General features: G+C 63.2%; 19 protein-coding genes. 10 read left to right on the plus strand and 9 right to left on the minus strand.

The window, feature by feature from the left end; translation table 11 throughout:
* Window positions 1–88: 88 nt before the first annotated feature.
* The 4 genes from FD715_RS01690 (at window position 89) to FD715_RS01705 (ending at window position 4,355) form a co-directional block, all read left to right on the plus strand.
* A complete protein-coding gene (locus FD715_RS01690) occupies window positions 89–574 on the plus strand; it encodes a (2Fe-2S)-binding protein (RefSeq protein ID WP_147104254.1) in 486 nt (161 codons plus the stop codon).
* Window positions 575–664: 90 nt separating this feature from the next.
* Window positions 665–3,028, plus strand: coding sequence for a xanthine dehydrogenase family protein molybdopterin-binding subunit (locus tag FD715_RS01695; protein WP_147104257.1), 2,364 nt, complete (start codon window positions 665–667; stop codon window positions 3,026–3,028).
* A 101-nt stretch (window positions 3,029–3,129) separates the two neighbouring features.
* Window positions 3,130–3,918, plus strand: a complete 789-nt coding sequence (locus FD715_RS01700) for a xanthine dehydrogenase family protein subunit M (protein ID WP_147104260.1) — start codon at window positions 3,130–3,132, stop codon at window positions 3,916–3,918.
* Window positions 3,919–3,986: 68 nt separating this feature from the next.
* Window positions 3,987–4,355: a RidA family protein gene (locus FD715_RS01705; protein WP_223274696.1), complete on the plus strand. Its 369-nt coding sequence runs from the start codon at window positions 3,987–3,989 to the stop codon at window positions 4,353–4,355.
* Window positions 4,356–4,359: 4 nt separating this feature from the next.
* On the opposite strand, the gene FD715_RS01710 is transcribed toward FD715_RS01705, so the two are convergent.
* Window positions 4,360–5,109: an SDR family NAD(P)-dependent oxidoreductase gene (locus FD715_RS01710; RefSeq protein WP_147104263.1), complete on the minus strand. Its 750-nt coding sequence runs from the start codon at window positions 5,107–5,109 to the stop codon at window positions 4,360–4,362.
* Window positions 5,110–5,285: 176 nt separating this feature from the next.
* Between FD715_RS01710 and FD715_RS01715 the strand changes: the two genes are divergently transcribed.
* Window positions 5,286–5,666, plus strand: a complete 381-nt coding sequence (locus FD715_RS01715; RefSeq protein ID WP_189799385.1) for a phasin family protein — start codon at window positions 5,286–5,288, stop codon at window positions 5,664–5,666.
* 117 nt (window positions 5,667–5,783) lie between these two features.
* Here FD715_RS01715 and infC read toward each other — a convergent pair whose 3' ends face one another.
* Window positions 5,784–6,332 carry a translation initiation factor IF-3 gene (gene infC, locus FD715_RS01720; protein WP_147104268.1) on the minus strand — a complete coding sequence of 183 codons (549 nt, stop codon included), beginning with the start codon at window positions 6,330–6,332 and terminating at the stop codon, window positions 5,784–5,786.
* A gap of 201 nt (window positions 6,333–6,533) precedes the next feature.
* Here infC and FD715_RS01725 point away from each other — a divergent pair, with 201 nt between their 5' ends.
* Both FD715_RS01725 and FD715_RS01730 read left to right on the plus strand, forming a co-directional pair.
* Window positions 6,534–7,454, plus strand: a complete 921-nt coding sequence (locus FD715_RS01725; protein ID WP_147104271.1) for a translation initiation factor 3 — start codon at window positions 6,534–6,536, stop codon at window positions 7,452–7,454.
* A gap of 105 nt (window positions 7,455–7,559) precedes the next feature.
* Window positions 7,560–8,405, plus strand: a complete 846-nt coding sequence (locus FD715_RS01730; RefSeq protein ID WP_189799386.1) for an aminoglycoside phosphotransferase family protein — start codon at window positions 7,560–7,562, stop codon at window positions 8,403–8,405.
* A gap of 90 nt (window positions 8,406–8,495) precedes the next feature.
* Here FD715_RS01730 and FD715_RS01735 read toward each other — a convergent pair whose 3' ends face one another.
* From FD715_RS01735 to cysG, 6 genes are all read right to left on the minus strand, one after another.
* Window positions 8,496–9,347 carry a ferredoxin--NADP reductase gene (locus tag FD715_RS01735; protein WP_147104276.1) on the minus strand — a complete coding sequence of 284 codons (852 nt, stop codon included), beginning with the start codon at window positions 9,345–9,347 and terminating at the stop codon, window positions 8,496–8,498.
* A gap of 105 nt (window positions 9,348–9,452) precedes the next feature.
* Entirely contained in the window at window positions 9,453–9,863 is a 411-nt protein-coding gene (locus FD715_RS01740; protein WP_147104279.1) for a DUF934 domain-containing protein, read from the minus strand.
* Window positions 9,860–10,558, minus strand: coding sequence for a phosphoadenylyl-sulfate reductase (locus FD715_RS01745; protein ID WP_147105155.1), 699 nt, complete (start codon window positions 10,556–10,558; stop codon window positions 9,860–9,862). The genes FD715_RS01740 and FD715_RS01745 overlap by 4 nt, the downstream gene beginning before the upstream one ends.
* 120 nt (window positions 10,559–10,678) lie before the next feature.
* On the minus strand, window positions 10,679–12,343 hold the full coding sequence (locus tag FD715_RS01750) for a nitrite/sulfite reductase (protein ID WP_147104282.1): 1,665 nt from the start codon (window positions 12,341–12,343) through the stop codon (window positions 10,679–10,681).
* Window positions 12,343–12,642: a DUF2849 domain-containing protein gene (locus FD715_RS01755; RefSeq protein ID WP_147104285.1), complete on the minus strand. Its 300-nt coding sequence runs from the start codon at window positions 12,640–12,642 to the stop codon at window positions 12,343–12,345. The genes FD715_RS01750 and FD715_RS01755 overlap by 1 nt, the downstream gene beginning before the upstream one ends.
* The gene (cysG, locus tag FD715_RS01760) at window positions 12,642–14,045 is read right to left on the minus strand and encodes a siroheme synthase CysG (RefSeq protein WP_147104288.1); all 1,404 of its coding nucleotides are present in this window, start codon (window positions 14,043–14,045) and stop codon (window positions 12,642–12,644) included. The genes FD715_RS01755 and cysG overlap by 1 nt, the downstream gene beginning before the upstream one ends.
* Before the next feature lie 140 nt (window positions 14,046–14,185).
* On the opposite strand from cysG, the gene FD715_RS01765 reads away from it, so the two are divergent.
* Window positions 14,186–14,653 carry an Lrp/AsnC family transcriptional regulator gene (locus FD715_RS01765; RefSeq protein ID WP_039687413.1) on the plus strand — a complete coding sequence of 156 codons (468 nt, stop codon included), beginning with the start codon at window positions 14,186–14,188 and terminating at the stop codon, window positions 14,651–14,653.
* A 221-nt stretch (window positions 14,654–14,874) separates the two neighbouring features.
* Here the strand turns inward: FD715_RS01765 and FD715_RS01770 are convergent, their stop codons facing one another.
* Window positions 14,875–16,038, minus strand: a complete 1,164-nt coding sequence (locus tag FD715_RS01770; protein WP_147104290.1) for a cytochrome P450 — start codon at window positions 16,036–16,038, stop codon at window positions 14,875–14,877.
* Window positions 16,039–16,104: 66 nt separating this feature from the next.
* On the opposite strand from FD715_RS01770, the gene FD715_RS01775 reads away from it, so the two are divergent.
* Together FD715_RS01775 and FD715_RS01780 are read left to right on the plus strand one after the other, a co-directional pair.
* Window positions 16,105–17,838: an ATP-binding protein gene (locus FD715_RS01775; protein ID WP_147104293.1), complete on the plus strand. Its 1,734-nt coding sequence runs from the start codon at window positions 16,105–16,107 to the stop codon at window positions 17,836–17,838.
* Entirely contained in the window at window positions 17,835–19,064 is a 1,230-nt protein-coding gene (locus FD715_RS01780; protein ID WP_147104296.1) for a sigma-54 dependent transcriptional regulator, read from the plus strand. Before FD715_RS01775 ends, FD715_RS01780 begins: the two co-directional genes overlap by 4 nt.
* Window positions 19,065–19,199: the final 135 nt, after the last annotated feature.

The raw sequence follows: 19,199 nt of genomic DNA on the forward strand, positions 1-19,199 counted from the left end.
TCGCGGATGTGGCGAAAATTTCTGTTCTCAAGTGCCGTGCCCCATGCTTAACTCCCTGCAAAACAAGTATGCCAATAGGGAGGATGCCATGGCACAGGTCTCGATGACCGTGAACGGAAAGGCTGCGTCTGGCGAGGTTGAGGGGCGCACATTGCTGTCGTCCTTCCTGCGCGACCAGCTGATGCTGACAGGAACCCATGTGGGCTGCGACACGTCGCAATGCGGGGCCTGCGTGGTGCATGTGGACGGGCAGGCGGTCAAAGCCTGTACGATGCTGGCGATGGAGGCTGACGGCGCCGATGTCGCGACCATCGAAGGGCAAGCGAATGCCGACGGCTCACTGAACGTCATCCAGCAGGCATTCCAGGATCACCACGGCCTGCAATGCGGCTTCTGCACACCCGGCATGGTGATGTCGGCAGCAGCACTTCTCAAAGAGAATCCCAAGCCGTCCGAGCAGGAAGTGCGGGAGTACCTTGAGGGGAACATCTGCCGCTGCACGGGATACCACAACATCGTCAAGGCGATCATGGCGGCATCCGGTCAGGACGTAACGGCCATCGCCGCCGAATAGCCTCAAGAATTCCGCAGTCCGGATATCCTTCCGGGCTGTCAGTCAGCAGGCGCGCGGGGAGGCGCGCCACGCCAACAGGGAGGAATAGATATGCCAAAAGACGGAGGCATCGGCGCCAGCAGCAAGCGGCGCGAGGACGTACGGTTCCTGACAGGGGCCGGAAACTACACCGACGACATCAACATGCACGGGCAGGCTTACGTGCATTTCCTGCGCTCTGACATCGCGCACGGAACGATCACCAACATCGATACGAGCGCTGCGGCGGGAATGCCCGGTGTGGTGCGCATCTTCACAGGATCGGATTTCGAAGGTGTGGGCGGCATGCCCTGCGGCTGGCAGGTCACTGACAAGCACGGCCAACCGATGCAGGAACCGGCCCATCCGATCTTGGCACAGGGCAAGGTCCGCCACGTAGGCGAACCCATCGCCGCCGTGGTGGCCGACACGCTCGAACAGGCGCGTGACGCAGCAGAAGCCATCGTGCTGGACATCGACGAACTGCCCGCCGTCGTGGACATGAAAGACGCGCTGCAAGACGGTGCCACCAAGGTGCACGACGATCTCAACGACAACCTCTGCTATGACTGGGGTTTCGTCGAAGAGAACAAGGACGCCGTGAACAAGGCATTCGAGGATGCAGCGCACGTGACGTCGCTCGAACTCGTCAACAACCGCCTCGTCGCCAACCCGATGGAGCCGCGCGTGGCCGTCGGCGACTACGCTCGCGGTACGGACGAAAGCACGCTCTACACCACGTCCCAGAACCCCCACGTGATCCGACTGCTCATGGGTGCATTCGTTCTCGGTATCCCGGAACACAAGCTGCGCGTCGTGGCGCCAGACGTGGGCGGCGGCTTTGGCACCAAAATCTTCCATTATCAGGAAGAAGCCTTCTGCACCTTCGCAGCCAAGGCGTGCAACCGTCCGGTCAAATGGACGTCGAGCCGGTCCGAGGCGTTCATCTCCGACGCCCATGGCCGCGATCACGTCACCAAGATCGAACTGGCGCTGGACGCGGACAACAACTTCACCGCGATCCGCACGGAAACCCACGCCAACATGGGCGCGTATCTGTCCACCTTCGCGCCGTCGGTGCCGACATGGCTGCACGGCACGTTGATGGCCGGGAACTACAAAACTCCGCTGATCTACGTGAACGTCAAGGCGGTGTTTACCAACACAGTGCCCGTGGACGCCTATCGCGGCGCGGGCCGGCCAGAGGCGACGTTCCAGCTGGAGCGCGTCGTGGACAAGGCCGCGCGGGAGTTGGGTGTCGATCCCATCGCGCTCCGCCGCCAGAACTTCATCACCGAGTTCCCCTATGCCACGCCGGTCGCCGTCGAATACGACACCGGCGACTACCACGGCACCATGGACAAGCTCGAAGAGATGGGCGACTTCGAAGGCTTCGCCGCCCGCCGCGCTGAAAGCGAAAAGAATGGCAAGCTGCGGGGGCTTGGCGTCAATTGCTATATCGAGGCGTGCGGCATCGCGCCCTCAAACCTCGTTGGCCAACTCGGCGCGCGCGCGGGTCTCTATGAGAGCGCAACCGTTCGGGTGAATGCCACCGGAGGTTTGGTCGTGATGACCGGCTCTCACAGCCACGGGCAGGGGCACGAGACGTCTTTCGCTCAAGTGGTGGCCGAGATGATCGGCATCGACGAGAACATGGTCGAGATCGTGCATGGCGACACCGCCAACACGCCGATGGGCATGGGCACCTACGGCTCCCGCTCCATCGCGGTGGGCGGGTCCGCCATGGTACGCGCGACTGAAAAGATCATCAACAAGGCCAAGAAGATCGCGTCCCACCTGCTCGAAGCGTCCGAAGCGGACATCGAGTTGAAGGACGGCGCATTCTCCGTCGCGGGCACCGACAAGTCCGTGGCCTGGGGCGATGTGACCCTCGCGGCCTACGTGCCCCACAACTACCCGCTCGAAGATATCGAGCCGGGGCTGGAGGAAACAGCCTTCTACGATCCATCGAATTTCACCTACCCGTCAGGGGCTTATGCCTGTGAAGTTGAAGTGGACCCGGACACAGGCAAAGTGACCATCGAACGGTTCGCCGCGGCAGATGATTTCGGCAACATCGTCAACCCGATGATCGTGACCGGACAGGTGCATGGCGGGCTTGCGCAGGGGATCGGGCAGGCGCTGCTTGAAAACTGCGCCTATGACGAAAACGGCCAGCTTCTGAGCGCGTCCTTCATGGACTACGCTATGCCGCGCGCCGATGATCTGCCGATGTTCGATGTGGATCACTCGTCACAGACACCCTGCACCCACAATCCTCTTGGGGTGAAGGGCTGTGGTGAGGCCGGGGCCATCGGCTCACCCCCAGCTGTCGTGAATGCCGTTGTGGATGCGCTGCAATCGGCGGGCAAAGATGTGACCCATATCGACATGCCTTTGTCGCCGGATCGCGTTTGGGCGGCGATGAACGGTTGAATGGAAATGGCGGTACCGGGGGCCAGCCCCCGGACCCCCGGGATTTTTTGAAACAGGGAAGAGGGAACCTCGTTCTCTGTTTCGGATGAAAGGACCACGAGATGTACAACTTCGAATTTGAAAAGCCGGGCTCTGTCGCCGATGCGATCGCAGCGCTGGGGACCGAGGACGCGCAAGCGCTGGGGGGCGGGCAGACTCTGATCCCCACGCTCAAGCAGCGTCTGGCGCAACCATCGAAACTGGTGAGCCTCAAAGGCATTGCCGAGATGCAGGGGGTTTGCACCGGCGATGACGGTGCGATCTGCATCGGTGGCGCAACCAATCACGCGACCGTCGCGTCGGAGGCTGGGGGCTATCCGGCGCTTGCCGCGACAGCGGCGCATATCGGTGATCCGGCGGTGCGCAACCGGGGCACGATCGGCGGCTCGCTCGCCAACAACGACCCCTCCGCTTGCTATCCCGCAGCGGCGCTTGGATCAGGGGCGACCATCGTGACCAACACGCGCGAGATTGCCGCCGACGACTACTTCCAGGGCATGTTCACCACCGCGCTGGACGAGGGGGAAATCATCACCGAGGTCCGCTTCCCCGTGCCGGAAAAGGCGAACTACCAGAAATTCGTCCAGCCTGCCTCGCGCTTTGCACTGGTGGGTGTGTTCATTGCCAAATACGCCGATGGCGTGCGCGTGGCGATCACGGGGGCGAGCAACGACGGTGTGTTCCGCTGGGCGGAGGCCGAGGCGGCGTTGTCGTCGAACTTCTCTCCCGACGCCATCGACGGTCTCAGCCTGAGCGGGGACGACATGATCAGCGACCTGCACGGTACCGGTGACTACCGTGCGCATCTCTGCGGCGTGATGACCAAGCGGGCGGTGGCTGCTGCCGCCTGACATTCGCTTAGAACAATCGCAAGGCTCGGGCATGCCCCGGGCCTTTTGCATGTCTGAGGAAGGATAAAATGCCGCCACATAAGGATATTCAACGCTGGCACGCCCCGGTGTGGGGGCGCAGCCTAACCGTTGCGCATGGCGGGCTGGTCTACGCCGTGGCCTACGACCCAGACGCCGCGCAGAGCATGGCGGCGCAAACTACCAACGCTTTGGCATTTCTAGACGACCGTCTGGCCGAGACGGGCAGCGACAAATCCCGGCTTTTGCAGGTGACCATCTATCTGCAGGACATGAGCATGAAACAGGACATGGACGTCGTATGGACCGAATGGATCGGCCCACCGGAGAACTGGCCGCAGCGGGCGTGCATGGGCGCCGATATTGGCGACAACGGTACCACCTTGATTGAAATCGTGGCCATCGCCGCGCAAGCCTAGCGGGTCAGATCGAGCCTGCCTCGACCATAAAGTTGTTCGCCGTACACATCGCCGCATCATCCGAGGCCAGCCACAGCACCATCCGCGCCACATAAATCGGATCGATCAGATCAGGCAGGCACTGGCGCGCGCGGTGCGCCTCCAAAGCTTCGGGCGTGGCCCACAACTCCTTCTGCCGGTCCGTCATGATCCAGCCGGGCACCACCGTGTTCACTCGAATGCGGTGATCGCCCAGATCGCGGGCCATGGTGCGGGTCAATCCGTGCACCGCCGCCTTGGCGGTGGTGTAGGCCGGGAAACCGCCGCCAGCTTCCCACCAGGAATTGGAGCCGAGGTTGATGATCGACCCACCGCCAGCCTTGATCATGCCCGGCGCCACGGCCTGGATGGCAAAGAACATGTGGCGCAGGTTGGTCTGCATCCGCTCGTCCCAGTATTCGGGCGTCACGTCCTGCCAATTGTGGCGGTCATCGCGGGCGGCATTGTTGACCAGCACGGCAAACGGACCCGTCTGCGCGGCAAGATCCGCAATGGCCGCGCGCGTGGCGTCGATGTCGCGCAGATCGCACAATGCGTGAGTCGCCCCCGTGGCAGCGCTCACGTCTGCCGAAGCCTCCGCATCCCGATCCAGAAAGGCGACCTTCGCCCCTTGCTCGGCAAACGCCTCGACCGTCAATCGACCGATCCCCGACGCGCCGCCGGTGATCAGGACCGGCGTGCCCTCCAGGCTGGGATAACGTGCAAAATCTGGCATGGCTCACCTCCGGTTGATGCGTCCTCACCTTGTCTTGCGCCCCCACACAGAGGTCAAGACACAGACAATTGCACAAGATGTCAGCATGTGATCGCCGCGCTCCGCTCAGGTTGAGGACGATCAACAAGAATCGCGCGCAGACGTGGTATCATTCAACCTTCAGTGGAGGAGACATCATGGCTCAGACAACAGTCACCAAATCCAAATCGAAAGAGACATCCAACGCCACCGGGACGATGATCAACGCAATGGCAAATTGGCAGGCGGCGGGACTGGGCGCGCTGAACTGGTTCAGCGCCTCGACCGTCGAACGCATGGGCGACATGGGGGCGGAATGGATGACGTTTGTCGCCGAACGCGTGCGCGAGGACGTGGCGCTGCAACATGCGCTCATGCACGCCAAATCGCCGGGGGAGGTGCAACAGGTGCAGATGCGTTTCCTGCAGACGGCGATGGATCAATACACGGCAGAGACCGGCAAGATGATCGAACTCAGCTCAAAGCTGTTCGACACGGTCGAAGAGGATGAAGCACCTAACGAGAACGTCAACGTCTGACCTCGGGCGGGAGACGGAGGAGGCAGCGCCGCCCGGTCGCGCTCCGGCACAGCATCCAGCCAAAGAAAAAGGGGCGCAGCCAGTGCCACGCCCCTCTGGAATACTACGGTCCGTCCATCACTTCTGCGGCAGCGGCCCGATCATCATGACCATCTGGCGGCCTTCCATCTTGGGGAAGTTCTCAACCTTGCCGATGTCCTTGGTGTCGTCGGCGACCCGTTCCAGCAGCTCGCGGCCCAGGTTTTGGTGCGCCATCTCACGGCCCCGGAAACGCAGTGTGACCTTCACCTTGTCGCCGTTTTCAAGAAACTTGAAGACGTTGCGCATCTTCACGTCATAGTCGTTGGTGTCGGTGTTGGGGCGGAACTTGACCTCCTTCACCTCGATGATCTTCTGCTTCTTGCGGGCTTCGGCTTCGCGCTTTTGCGTCTCGTACTTGAATTTGCCGAAATCCATGATCTTGCACACGGGCGGATTGGCATTCGGCGAAATCTCGACCAGGTCCAGCCCGGCATCGTCGGCCATATCCATGGCGCGGCTCGGGCTGACCACGCCGACATTCTCGCCGTCGGCGCCGATCAGGCGGATTTCAGGGGCACGGATCTTGTCGTTGACGCGCGGGCCGGTGTCGCGTTGCGGCGGCGCGTTGTGAGGTCTGCGAGCGATGGTGGTTGTCCTTTGATCGTTCCAAAATGTGAGGCCGGAAAATACCCTTTGGACTGGTTTTCTTCAACCCTATGAATCGGCCATCCTGCGCCGAAATCGACGATTTTCCCCCTTGAACCTTTCCATCGGCCCCCGCATCTGAAAGCGGGAACCCATCAAGCGGTCACAGCGTTGATCGTCAGACGTACAAAGGATAGGGCAATGAGAAATCTGATCTGGATCATCGTGGCAGTTGTCATCGCGGGTGGGGCGTATCTGCTCTACTCGGGCCAGACCCCGCAAGAGGTCGCAACCCAGGCCGCCGATGCCGTGAACGCGCCCGAAGCGCTTGACAGCGCCAGCGACGCCGTTGGGGACGCGGTAGACGCCACCGAAGACGCGGTTACCGAAACTGTCGATGCTGCCACCGCCGCCGGGGAAGAGGCCGCCGCGGTGGTCGAAGATGCTGCCACAGCTGCAACTGACGCCGCCTCCGACGCGGTCGAAACCGCAACCGAAGCTGCCTCTGATGCCGTGGAAGGCGCCCAGAACCTCGCCGAAGATGCCGCAGCCGCTGCGGGTGACGCAGTGGACGCCGCGACCGACGCCGCAAGCGCTGCGGTCGATGACGCAACCGACGCGGTAAGCGATGCGGTCACCGCGCTGACAGAGGGTGCCACTGACGCAGCCGAGACGGCGACAGACACCGCAACGGATGTCGCAGCGGCAACCGCAGACGCCGCAAGCGATGCTGTTGATGCCACAACCGAGACAGCAACAGATGCGGCCGAAGCCACCGCCGATGCGGCGACAGATGCAGCGGATGCGACCACCGACGCCGTAGAGACTGGGACAGACACAGCGACCGAGACCACCACCGAAACCACAACCGAAGAGGCCGTAGACCAAGCTGCCGAAACCGCAACCGACGGCACGGAAGAGGTCGCAAGCGCAGGTGGTGTGGCGGATCTGCTGACCGTTGACGGGTTCGACTTCGACCGCGTGGCCGAGATGATCGACAACTCTGACGCCCTGAGCATCGTGCAGAAAACCACGCTCAAGGCCGGGATCGAAGAGGCGCGGAACAACCCCGAGGTCCTGCAAGGGCTGCTGGATCAGCTGAAGCAGGCAATGGGTCTCTGATCCACCACGATACACCCAAAAAGGCCGCGTTCCTCTTAGGAGCGCGGCCTTTTTCATGCCTGTCCGTTGGCAAGCGTAAGCGCGTCAGGTAACGCAACAGCCACTGTGACACCGTCCCCCGATCTTCTACGCGCCTTCGCGTGCACCGACCCACACCTGGTGGCCGAAACCGAGCGCGCCCATGTGTGGCGCGTCGCGCAAGCGGACGGCACCCCGGCCTGCCTCAAACAGTACCGCGCCGCGCTCCATGCGCAGGACGAAGCCCCCGGTCTTGATCTGCTTGAGGCCTGGAATGGTTCCGGGGCGGTCAAGGTGTACGCGCGTCACGCCGATGCCGTTCTGATGGAGTGGTTGCCCGGTCCCGATCTCGGCGATCTGGTCCGCGCGGGTGACGACGCCCAAGCCACGGCGCGTCTTGCCGAGGTGGTGATGCAGTTGCGGACGCACCCCGATGCGGTGCCGAGCAGCCTGCACAGGCTGGAGGTGCGGATGCAACCGCTTCTGCATGTGCGCTTTGACGCAGATGCGTCCGAGGACATCCGGCGCACGATACGCGCCGCGCAGGATTTGGGGCAAAAACGGCTCAGTGACGGGGCGGAGCACAGTCCGCTGCATGGCGACCTGCATCACGACAACATCCGGGGCAGTGCGCGCGGCTATCTGGTCATAGACCCGAAGGGCGTACTTGGTCCGCTCGGCTACGAATTCGCCAACGCATTTCGCAACCCACTCGGGGCCGAAGATGTCTTTGGCTCTCCGCAGGTCATTGCCCGGCGGGCGCAGCACTGGGGCGCGGAGAGTGGTCTGGCGCCGTCACACCTGCTGGACTGGGCCGTTGTGCAAACCGGCATGTCCGCCACGTGGCGACACGGCGGATGTATCGGCGCTTCTGCCGCACAGGACGCAGCGCTGATCGACACGTTTCTGTCGGTGCGCTCTAAATTTGGATGATCTACGCGGCAGCCCCGGCGAAAGTGGCGGGGTAAACGCCGCCTTACGAAAAATGGTCGTAAGGCGGAGGTGTCCTCCGCCCCTGCGGGATCAATCCAAGAACGCTTTTTCCACGACGTAATGCGCGGGCTTCGAATTCGCGCCTTCCTCCAGCCCATACTCTTCGAACATGTCCTTCAGTTCGAGGTTAAAGGCCAGGTTCCCGCAGATCATCGCGCGGTCGCTTTCCGGGTTCAGCGGTTCCACACCCAGATCGGCAAACGCTTCACCGGATTTCATAAGATCGGTGATGCGGCCCATCTTCGGGCTCTCTTCACGGGTGGTTGTGGGGTAGTACTTGATCTTCTTCCAGAACCCTTCGCCGATCAATTCGTTCAACAGCTCGTCGTGCTTCAGGCTCTCGATTAGATCACGGCCATAGGTCAGCTCGCCCACCTCGCGGCAGGTATGGGTGATGATGACCTCGTCATAATCCTCGTAGGTCTGCGGCTCGCGCAGCAGGGACGCAAAGGGCGCAAAGCCGGTGCCCGTCGCAAAGAACCAGATGCGCTTGCCGGGCAGCAAGGCGTCATGCACCAGCGTGCCCACGGGCTTTGGGCGCAGGATAATCTCGTCGCCCGGCTGGATGTGTTGCAGTTTCGAGGTCAGCGGCCCGTCCTGCACCTTGATCGAGTAGAACTCCAACTCCTCGTCCCACGATGGCGACGCGATGGAATAGGCGCGCAAGAGCGGCTTTTGCTTGCCGGTCTCGGGGTGCGGATCACCCATCAGGCCGATCATCACGAACTCACCCGAGCGGAAACGCAATGACGCAGGCCGCGTGCAGCGAAAGCGGAACAGGCGATCGGTGTAATGCTCGATCTCCGTCACCGTCTGGGCGTCGGGCAGGGTGGGGGTGGCCTTGACGGCGGTTGTCTCGTTCACGGGGCTTTGCTCGGTCATGAATATGTCAACGCAGGCTTACACCTACGCCTCTCTATTTGGGAAGGATTTTTGTGGATGGTAAGCGCGCGAATGGTCGCGCGCCTTGATCTGGCTCAGATGCGCTTAGTGATTGGACGCACCGCGCAGCCGAGCCTGATAGTCGTGGCTCTGCCAGTCGGCGCGGAACTGCCATTGGTCCTCGGGCTGACGCGCGGCGAGCGCCTGGCTGATCTCAACCTCGTCAAAGCCCGACCGGCGCGCCATGGCGTACTGATCCGAAATCACATGCCCCTTGGCCCGCAGACGCCCCTGATAGCCGCGCAAGCGAAGCATCCGCGCAATGGTAAAGCCCCGCCCATCGGCAAAGCTGGGGAAATCCACGCGGATGATGTCCGCGTTCAGCGGGATCTGGTCCGGGTCGGCATCGCTCGGCACATCCAGCGCGACCGCATCATTCGCCGCCTCACCCAGCGGGGTATAGCCGCGCTCCCATGTGTCGGGGCCAAAGCCCTGATCGGTCACTACGATTGTCATGTCTCTTGTCCTACTCGTACAAGTTTTCCGTCAACGAAGTGGATCCCACATTCGTCCTTGTCCTGATCGCGCCAGCGCCCGGCACGTTGGTCTTCGCCCTCTGTGACGGGCGAGGTACACGGCGCGCAGCCGATGCTGGGATAGCCCTTGGCCACCAGCGGATGCCGGGGCAGGCGGTTCTCATCCATGTAGTCGCGTACATCTTCAGGCGCCCAACGGGCCAGAGGGTTCACCTTGATCCGCCCGGTGGCGTCCTCGACCTCGAAGAATTCGAGGCTCGTCCGCCCTGCGGATTGATACCGCTTCCGCCCGGTCATCCAGCCGCCATAGGGTGCCAACGCCTTTTGCAGCGGCACCGTCTTGCGCAACGCACAGCACGCATCGGTGTCGCGCTGATGCAGCGTGCCATCGGGATCATGCGCTGAAATGTCATCCGCCCGGATCACAGTCACGTTTTCCAGCCGCAACCGCTCTGCCACCTCCTGCTGATAGACCAGCGTCTCGGCGAACAGCATCTCGGTGTCGATAAAGATAACCGGCACGTCCCGCTTCACCATCGCCGCTAGGTGCAAGAGCACCACCGATTCCGCCCCAAAGCTGGACACCAGGGCGATGTCCGGCACCGCGTCAAAAGCGGCGCGCAGCACATCCGTGGCGCCGTGATGAGTCAGCCGCGCGTTCAGCGCGCTGACCATCACGTCGGCTTCCGGGTGGGCGGGCCCTCCGGGGGTGAGCGACGTCTCGGAAACGCTCTGGGAGAGCGTTTCAGTCGCGAACGGGCGGAGCCCTTTCTTGGCGAAATGAAGCATGGATGCTTACTCCGCTGCCACCTTCGTCTCTGGGTAGAGGGCGGCTTTGAACGGAGCGAGCCCTGTGCGGCGGTAGGTGTCGATGAACGCCTCGTCTTCGTCGCTGCGGAGTTCCAGATACGTGTCCACGATCCGCTCGACCGCGGGCACGACCTCATCGGCTGAGAAGCCGGGACCCACGCGGTCGCCCACTTTGGCCTGCTCGGTGTGATCGCCACCCAGCGTGATCTGATAGTTCTCGACACCAGCACGGTCGAGACCAAGGATGCCGATATGGCCCACATGATGGTGCCCGCAGGCGTTGATGCAGCCCGAGATCTTGATCTTCAGCTGACCGATATCATGCTCGCGCTTCAGGTCGTCAAAAGCCGTCGCGATCTCTTGCGCAATCGGGATCGACCGGGCTGTGGCCAGCGCGCAGTAGTCCATGCCCGGGCAGGCGATGATGTCGCTGATCAGCCCGATATTGGCGGTCGCCAGCCCCTCGGCTTTCAGAGCCGAATAGATCGACGGCAGCGATGCCTTGTGCACATGCGGCAGGATCACGTTCTGCTCGTGGCTGATGCGGATCTCGTCATAGCCATAGGTCTCGGCGAGGTTCGCGATCAGGCGCATCTGCGCGGCAGAAGCGTCACCGGGCGTTTCGCCATGTTTCTTGAGGCTGATCGTGACGATAGCGTGGTCCGCGTCGCGGTGCTCGGTCACGTTGGTGTCGGTCCAAGCCCGGAAGGCCGGGTAGTGTTGCAGGGCCTGCGTGTAGGGGGCGGTATCCGCTTGCACAAAGGCGGGCGGCGCAAAATGCCCCTCGATCTCGCGCAGCATCTGCTGGTCCACGCCCGAGAACGCCTTGCGCGTCTCGACAAACCGCTCTTCGACCAAACGGCGGATCTCATCAATGCCATGCTCATGCACGGTGATCTTGATCCGCGCCTTGTACTTGTTGTCGCGGCGGCCGATTTGGTTCCAGACAGACACGATGGCCTCAAGATAAGGTAGCAAGTCAGCTTCGGGCAGGAAGTCGTTGATGACCTTGCCGATCATCGGCGTGCGGCCCAGACCACCGCCCACGATGATCTCATAGCCACGCACGCCATCGCGCTCGACCATACGGATGCCGATGTCATGCGCCTTGGTCACGGCGCGGTCATTCGGGCTTCCGGTGATGGCGATCTTGAACTTGCGCGGCATGAACTGGAACTCGGGGTGATCCGTGGACCACTGGCGCAGCAATTCCGCCACGGGGCGCGGGTCTGCAATCTCGTCCGCGGCAGCCCCAGCAAAATGGTCGGCGGTCACGTTGCGGATCGTGTTGCCGGAGGTCTGGATGGCGTGCATCCCCACCTCCGCCAGCGCGTCCAGCATGTCCGGCACGTCCTTCAACTCGGGCCAGTTGTACTGGATGTTCTGGCGCGTGGTGAAGTGGCCGTAACCCTTGTCCCACCGCTCTGCGATGTCGGCCAGCTTGCGCATCTTGGCGGACGACAGCGTGCCATATGGGATCGCCACGCGCAGCATGTAAGCGTGCAGTTGCAGGTACAGACCGTTCATCAGGCGCAGCGGCTTGAACTCGTCCTCGGTCAGCGCGCCGGAGATGCGGCGCTCCACCTGGGCACGGAACTGACGGTTGCGTTCGGCCAGAAAGGCGGTGTCGAACTCGGAATAGCTATACATCACTGCAGCTCCACTTGCTTGCCATGGGCGTAGTTGCTGGGGCCTTTGGCCCGGAAATCTTCGCGGAAGTGGGTGGGGACCGGCTTGCCATCCTCGACGGCGACATCGGCCAGATAGGCGCCCACGACTTCATCCACTTGCTGGGAGGCTTCGATCAGACGCAGATCGGCATCAGCCTCATCAGTCAGCACCTCGGCCTCTTCCAGCTTGCGGGTCCAACCATCAGCGGTCTGGTAGATCACGTCGCCCGCGAGCAGGTGGTTGGCGGTGACGACTTTGGGGGTAAAGGCTTTGGGCATCACTGTGCCTCCTGCATGTGGGGCATGGGAATCTCGGGGAGTGCGGCAAGTGCGGCGCGGGGTGCCAGGCCGATGAAGGTCAGGGCAGGGCCGCCAAGACCGGCTTCCGTCAGCGTCGGCTCCATCTCGGCCACGGTGGTGGACAGGACCTGCTGATCGGCACGGCTGGCGTTTTCGACAAAGGTTACGGGTGTCTCGGGATCAATCCCGTGCATCATCAGGCGGCCCTGAATGAAGCGGGCGGACTTCTTGCCCATATAGATCGCGGCCACCTCACCGGCTTGGGCCAGCGCCTTCCAATCGTGATCCGCAAACCCACGCGTGTCATGGCCGGTCAGCAAGCGGACGGAGGAATTGCGGCCCCGCCGCGTCAGCGACTGGCCAATGGACGCAACGGCAGCAGAGGCGGCGGTGATGCCCGGCACGATGTGATACTCTACACCGGCCTCGGTCACGGCCTCGATTTCCTCGTCGAGACGGCCAAAGACGGTGGCATCGCCGGATTTCAGACGCACAACCTGCGCACCTTTGACGCCATGTTCAACGATCAGGTCGTTGATGGTCTCTTGCGGGGTCGAGGGGCCAAACGCCTCCTTGCCCACATCGATCATGGTCGCCTCGCGGCGGGCCAGTTCGAGGATTTCCTTGGAAATCAGACGGTCGTAGATCACCACATCCGCCTCATCCAGCGCCTTGCGCGCCTTCAACGTCAGCAGTTCGGGATCACCCGGACCGGCGCCGACAAAGGCGACATGACCCTTGCGCGCATCACGCATCAGGTGATCGGCCAGCAGATCATCAAGTGCAGGCTGCACAGCCTCTTCGCCTGCGCTCATCGCCTTGGGACCGGCGTTGAAATAGTAGTCGCGCCAGAAGTCACGGCGCGGGCGGCCAAAGGGCAGTGCGTCTGCGGCCTTGCGGAACGCCTTGCCGATGCGGGCGAGGGTGCCGAGCGACGTGGGCAAACGCTCTTCCAGATCGGCCTTGATCGCGCGGGCCAGAACGGGGGCGGCCCCTTCGGTGCCGATGGCAACAGTGACGGGGTCGCGGTCCACGATGGCGGGGGTGATGAACTGGCTGTCGGCGAGATTGTCGACGATGTTCACCAGCGCGCCGTCCGCATGGGCGATGGCCGCGGTGCGCTTGTCTTCGGCGTCGTCCTCATCCGCGGCATAGAAGAGGGCGGCGCACAGCGCATCACCCGGCTCCATCGCGCGGTTGATCAGGCGCAGCTTGCCTTCGCTGGCCCATGCCTTGATCTGATCATCGGCCTCAGGCGCGAACACCGTGATATGCGCCGTCGTCTTCATCAGCAGGCGCAACTTGGCCAAGGCCGCATCGCCGCCACCGGACAGCACGATCCGGCGGCCTGCCGTGTTCAAGAAGATGGGAAAGTGGTTCATCTGGGCCTCGATCCGCGAAAACTGACCCTCAATATAGGAAAATTTCCCCCTTTGACGCTAGACAGCGGCGCAGATAAGGATGATTGTTCTGTCTCAATGCAGGTGCAGAACGCCTGTTTCCTGAATCGGAGCGCTTTGGAATGTCTGTTCGCATCGACGACGTGGATCGCAAAATTCTGGCCGAGCTACAGCGCGACGCCAGCCAATCACTGGACGATATCGCCAAGGCGGTGGGGTCGTCGAAGACGCCCGTGTGGAACCGGATTCGCAAGTTGAGAGAGGCCGGTGTGGTGGGCCAGCAGACGGTCGTTCTGGACGCCGAGGCGCTGGGGTTCGAGGCCTGTTTCTTTGTGCTGATCCGCACGTCCGAACACGAGGCGGACTGGCAGGCCAAGTTCCTGCAGGCCCTGCGGGACAGGCCCGAGGTGCAGGAGGCGCACCGCCTTGCAGGCGACATCGACTACATCCTGAAGGTCCGCGTGAAAAATGCCCGCGCCTATGACGCCTTCTATCAGGCCCTTATCTCCGAGGTCCGCGTGCACAACGTCACCGCGCTTCTGTCGATGGAAGAGATCAAGTCCACCACGATGCTCCCGCTGGAGACGTGATCCAATTGCGCGCTGCCGCGCATGATTTATTCAGCCAGTGGTAAAGCGACGCTTTGTTTTTAGCGCTGTGTTGGTTGTGCCGTTTGGATGTTCTGCTGAGAGGTCGTTTAGGGCGCAATGCGTCCTAAACAGACTTGTTCGAGGGTGAGGTGAGTCGCGCCCGCATCAAGGACAAGCGGCGCACAGCGCCGTCGCTGCGCGATCCTTGACCCGGTCACGACTCACGCGGTCGACACGATCAGCCGGTCGAGTTTGTGGAAGTGGTAGCTGTCGGCGTAGACGGGCGGCTCTGTGATCTTGAGGTCCGGCAGCGCCTCAAACAGCATCGGCAGCGCGATCTGCATCTCAAGCCTTGCCAGTGGAGCGCCCACGCAGAAGTGCAAGCCTCCGCCAAAGGCCACATGCGCGTTCTTCACTCGGCCCGGATCGAACTGATCAGGCCGGTCAAAAACAGCAGGATCACGCCCAGCAGCCCCCAACATCAGCGCAATCTCGTCGCCGGGACCAAGGCTATGCCCACCCACCTCGATCGGCTCATAGACATGCCGCGTGAACATGTGCAGCGGCGGGTCAAACCGCATGACCTCCTCGACACACCGCTCCGGGTTGGCCAGTGCCTTGGCAGGGCCGTAGTCCGCCAGCGCCTTCACCGCATTGCCCAGGGAATGCACCGTCGCCTCGTGCCCCGCATTCAAAAGCAGCACACAGGTCCCGATCATCTCTTCCCGGCTGAGCGTCTCGCCCCCATCCTCTGCCGCGATCAACTCGGTGATCAGATCGTCGCGGGGGTCCCCACGCCGCTCTTCGATGTAGCCGCTCAGGAAAGCCGAGAACTCCCCCGCCGCCGCATTCGCCGCCTCCTCGATGACCCGATCACGCCCCGCCTGATACATCGCCACCATCGCCGCCGACCAGCGCAGCAGGTCCGGCCCCATCTCCTCCGGTACGCCCAAAAGCCGCGCGATCACGCGCACCGGCACCAGCTGGCAATAAGTCGGGATCAGGTCAAACGGCCCCTCCGGCAAGCCCGCCAGCAACTCCGCACAGATGGCACGAATATCCCCCTCCAGCCCAGCAATCCGGCGCGAGGTAAAGGCATGCAGCACCAAGCGGCGCAAGCGCGTATGCTCCGGCGGCTCCAACTCCAAAAGCGAATACCGCTCCACCGCATCGAAATCTGCCAAGTGCGGCGCAGCCGCCCCACGCCCCGGCACAGCCCGGCCCAACCGACGATCCCGCAACAACGCATGCACCGTCGCATGATCAAAGGCCGCGTGCATCCCGTAGTCCTGCCAATACGTGACCGGCCCCTCCGCCCGCGCACGGTCGTAAAAGGTATAGGGATCCTGAACAAAGGCGGGGTCGTGGGGGGACTGGATCAACATCGGCCAACATGTCTCAGGCCCGCGCCGCCTTGGCAAGCGGCAAGGGGCGGGGCTAGGGTGCGCGCCATGTCGAACGGGTATGTCAGACGGATCAGCGTTGTGCTGGGCTTCATTGCGCTTGTCGCCGCCGCCTCGGCGGGGGTCTGGCGCTACGGCTACTTCCAGGCGCTCGACCAACTGGCGCGCCAGGGGCAATCCGACCTGGCCCTCGCCTCCGACCGGCTGACGGGGCAACTCCAACGCTACCGCGAACTGGCAGTACTTGTGGCCGACCACCCCCGCGTCGCCGCGGCCCTTGCGGGCGAGGATACTTCCCAAACCGAAGAGCTGTTCCTGACCATCGCGGACAAGACGGCAGCGCAGGACATCCGGCTGACGGATGCAAACGGCCTGATCCTCGCCGCCGCACGGCCTGGCGTGCCGGGGCTCGACATCGGCCCGCTGGTCCAGCGCGCGGCTCAGGGCGCACTCGGCTGGGGCAACGGACGGACGGGGCAGGGCACACGGGTCTTCGCCTATGCCGCGCCCGTCTTCAACAACCGGTCCGACGTGGTGGGTACGGTGGTCGTCACCGTCGACCTCGCCGGCATCGAATGGGACTGGGTCGGCTCCAACCCGGCCGTCTTCTTCACCGACGCACGCGACCGTGTCTTCATCACCAACCGCTCCGAAATCGTCTATTGGCAACGCTCCGAAACGGGGGCCGAACTCAAGCCCACTGACGGCCCGGCATTGCCCTTTGACAGCTACGAACTTGGGCGGCACGAGGTCTGGCAACTGGGCTGGGGGCCGTACCTGCCGCAAAACGCGCTGCACCTTGTCCGCCCGCTCCCGGTCATCGGCATGACGGGCGAGGCGCTGGTGGACGTCGCCCCCGCCCGCCGCCTCGCCACGCTACAGGCCGCTGCGGTCGCCGGGCTCTGCCTCGCCTTCGGCGCGCTCCTGTTCCTCGCCACCGAACGGCGGCGCACATTGGCCGAGGCCAACGCCTTGCTCGAAGCCCGCGTGACCGAACGCACAGCGGAACTCTCGGACACCAACGCAAGGCTGAGACGCGAGGCCGAGGAACGGGAAGAAGCCCAAACCGCACTCGCACGCGCCCAAGCCGACCTTGTCCAGGCGGGCAAACTCAGCGCGCTTGGCCAGATGAGCGCGGGGCTTAGCCACGAACTCAACCAGCCGCTCATGGCCATCCAGACCTATGCGGACAACGCGCAGGCGTTCCTCGACCGCGACAAACCCGACCGTGCAGGCGACAACCTGAACCGCATCGCCGACATGGCCCGCCGCATGGGCCGCATCATCAAGAACCTGCGCGCCTTCTCGCGGCAGGAAAGCGAGCCAGCGGTGCGTGTGGACCTTGTCCACGTGATCCAAAGCGCCGTCGAACTCACCACGCCCCGCATCCGCAACGAAGACGTCACACTGACCCTCGACTTGCCTCAAACCCCCATCTGGGTCTCGGGCGGCGAGGTGCGGCTGGGCCAGGTTTTCGTCAACCTCATCTCCAACGCCATCGACGCCATGGCGGGCCGCGACACACGCCACCTGACGATCACGGTCCAAAACACCTCCGTCACCATCGCCGACACCGGCCCGGGCATCGAAACGCCCGACCGCGTCTTCGACCCGTTCTATTCCACCAAAGAGGTCGGCGCGTCCGAAGGCATGGGGCTGGGCCTTTCCATCTCCTACGGCATCATCCAGGGCTTCGGCGGCGAGATCCACGGGGTCAACGGCCCGCATGGCGCTGTTTTCACGGTAGATCTGCAACCCTGGACGCAAGAGGTCGCTGCATGACCACCAAGGTGCTGCTGGTCGATGACGACGCCGCCGTGCGCGACGCGCTGGCCCAAACGCTGGAACTGGCGGACTACGAACCGATCCCGGCGGGCAGCTTCATCGTCGCCAAGGACCACATCGCAAGTGACTTCGACGGGGTGATCCTGTCCGACATCCGCATGCCCGGCCGCGACGGCTTCCACCTGCTGGCCCACACCCGCAAGATCGACGCCGACCTGCCCGTGATCCTGCTCACGGGCGAGGGCGACATTCCCATGGCGGTGCAGGCGATGCGCGACGGCGCGTTCGGTTTCCTCGAAAAACCCTGCGCCCCCAATGAATTATTGGCTGTCCTTGAACGCGCGCTCAAAACCCGCGCCCTTGTCCTCGAAAACCGCCGCCTGCGCCAACTGGTCGAAAGCGGCGACCCGGCGGCGCGCATGCTGTTCGGCGAATCCGAACTGGCCGAGGGCCTGCGCGACCGCGTCCGCCTGCTCGCACCACTGGAGACCGAAGTCCTCGTCACCGGCGCCCCTGGCTGCGGCATTTCCAAAGTGGCCGAGGTTATTCACCTCTCCTCTCTCCGCTCCAAAGCCCCCTTCGTCAAACGCGCCGCCGCCGATCTGCGCCCCGGCGCATTGGCCGAGGCGATGGACACGGCCAAGGGCGGCAGCCTGTTCCTCGACGAGATCACCCAACTGCCCCACGCCAGCCAGCTTGCCCTGCTCGAAGCGTTGGAGGCCAGCACCGACCCGCGCCTCATCGCGGGCAGCACGCGCAATCTCGGCTCCGCCGTGGAAGAAGGCGCGCTGAACGCCGATCTCTACTACAAGATCGAACTCTTCCCGATCCGCATACCATCCTTGCGCGAACGGCCCGAGGACATCCCGATCCTCTTCCGCCACTATGTCGCCCAAGCCGCCGAGCAGGCCGGGCTTACCGCGCCCGAGGTGGCACCGGATCACATGGCCGCCCTCATGGCGCGCGACTGGCCCGGCAACGCCCGGTCCCTGATGAGCGCCGCCATGCGGTTCGTGCTGGGCATGCCGGAAGATGCGTCCAAAGCCGTGGATCTCGGCCTCGCCGAACAGATGGCCCGCGTGGAACGCTCTTTGCTTGTCGCAGCACTTGGGCGGCAGAATGGTCATGCCAGCGCCGCGGCAGAGGCGCTGAAGCTGCCGCGCAAGACGTTCTACGACAAGCTGAAGAAATACGGGATTCGGGCAGAAGACTACCGGCGCTAACACTGTGTGGAAATCCGCACAGTGTTGCGTGGTGCAGTGCGAAAATCCGCACAAAGCCGTGATGCGCAACACCTAAGTCACTTTAAGTACAAGTTCCAGGGGTCTGAAAAGGTACTAAAAGTATGCCCTTCCGAA

It is taken from the genome of Tateyamaria sp. syn59, assembly GCF_007995245.1.
Lineage (GTDB): Bacteria > Pseudomonadota > Alphaproteobacteria > Rhodobacterales > Rhodobacteraceae > Tateyamaria.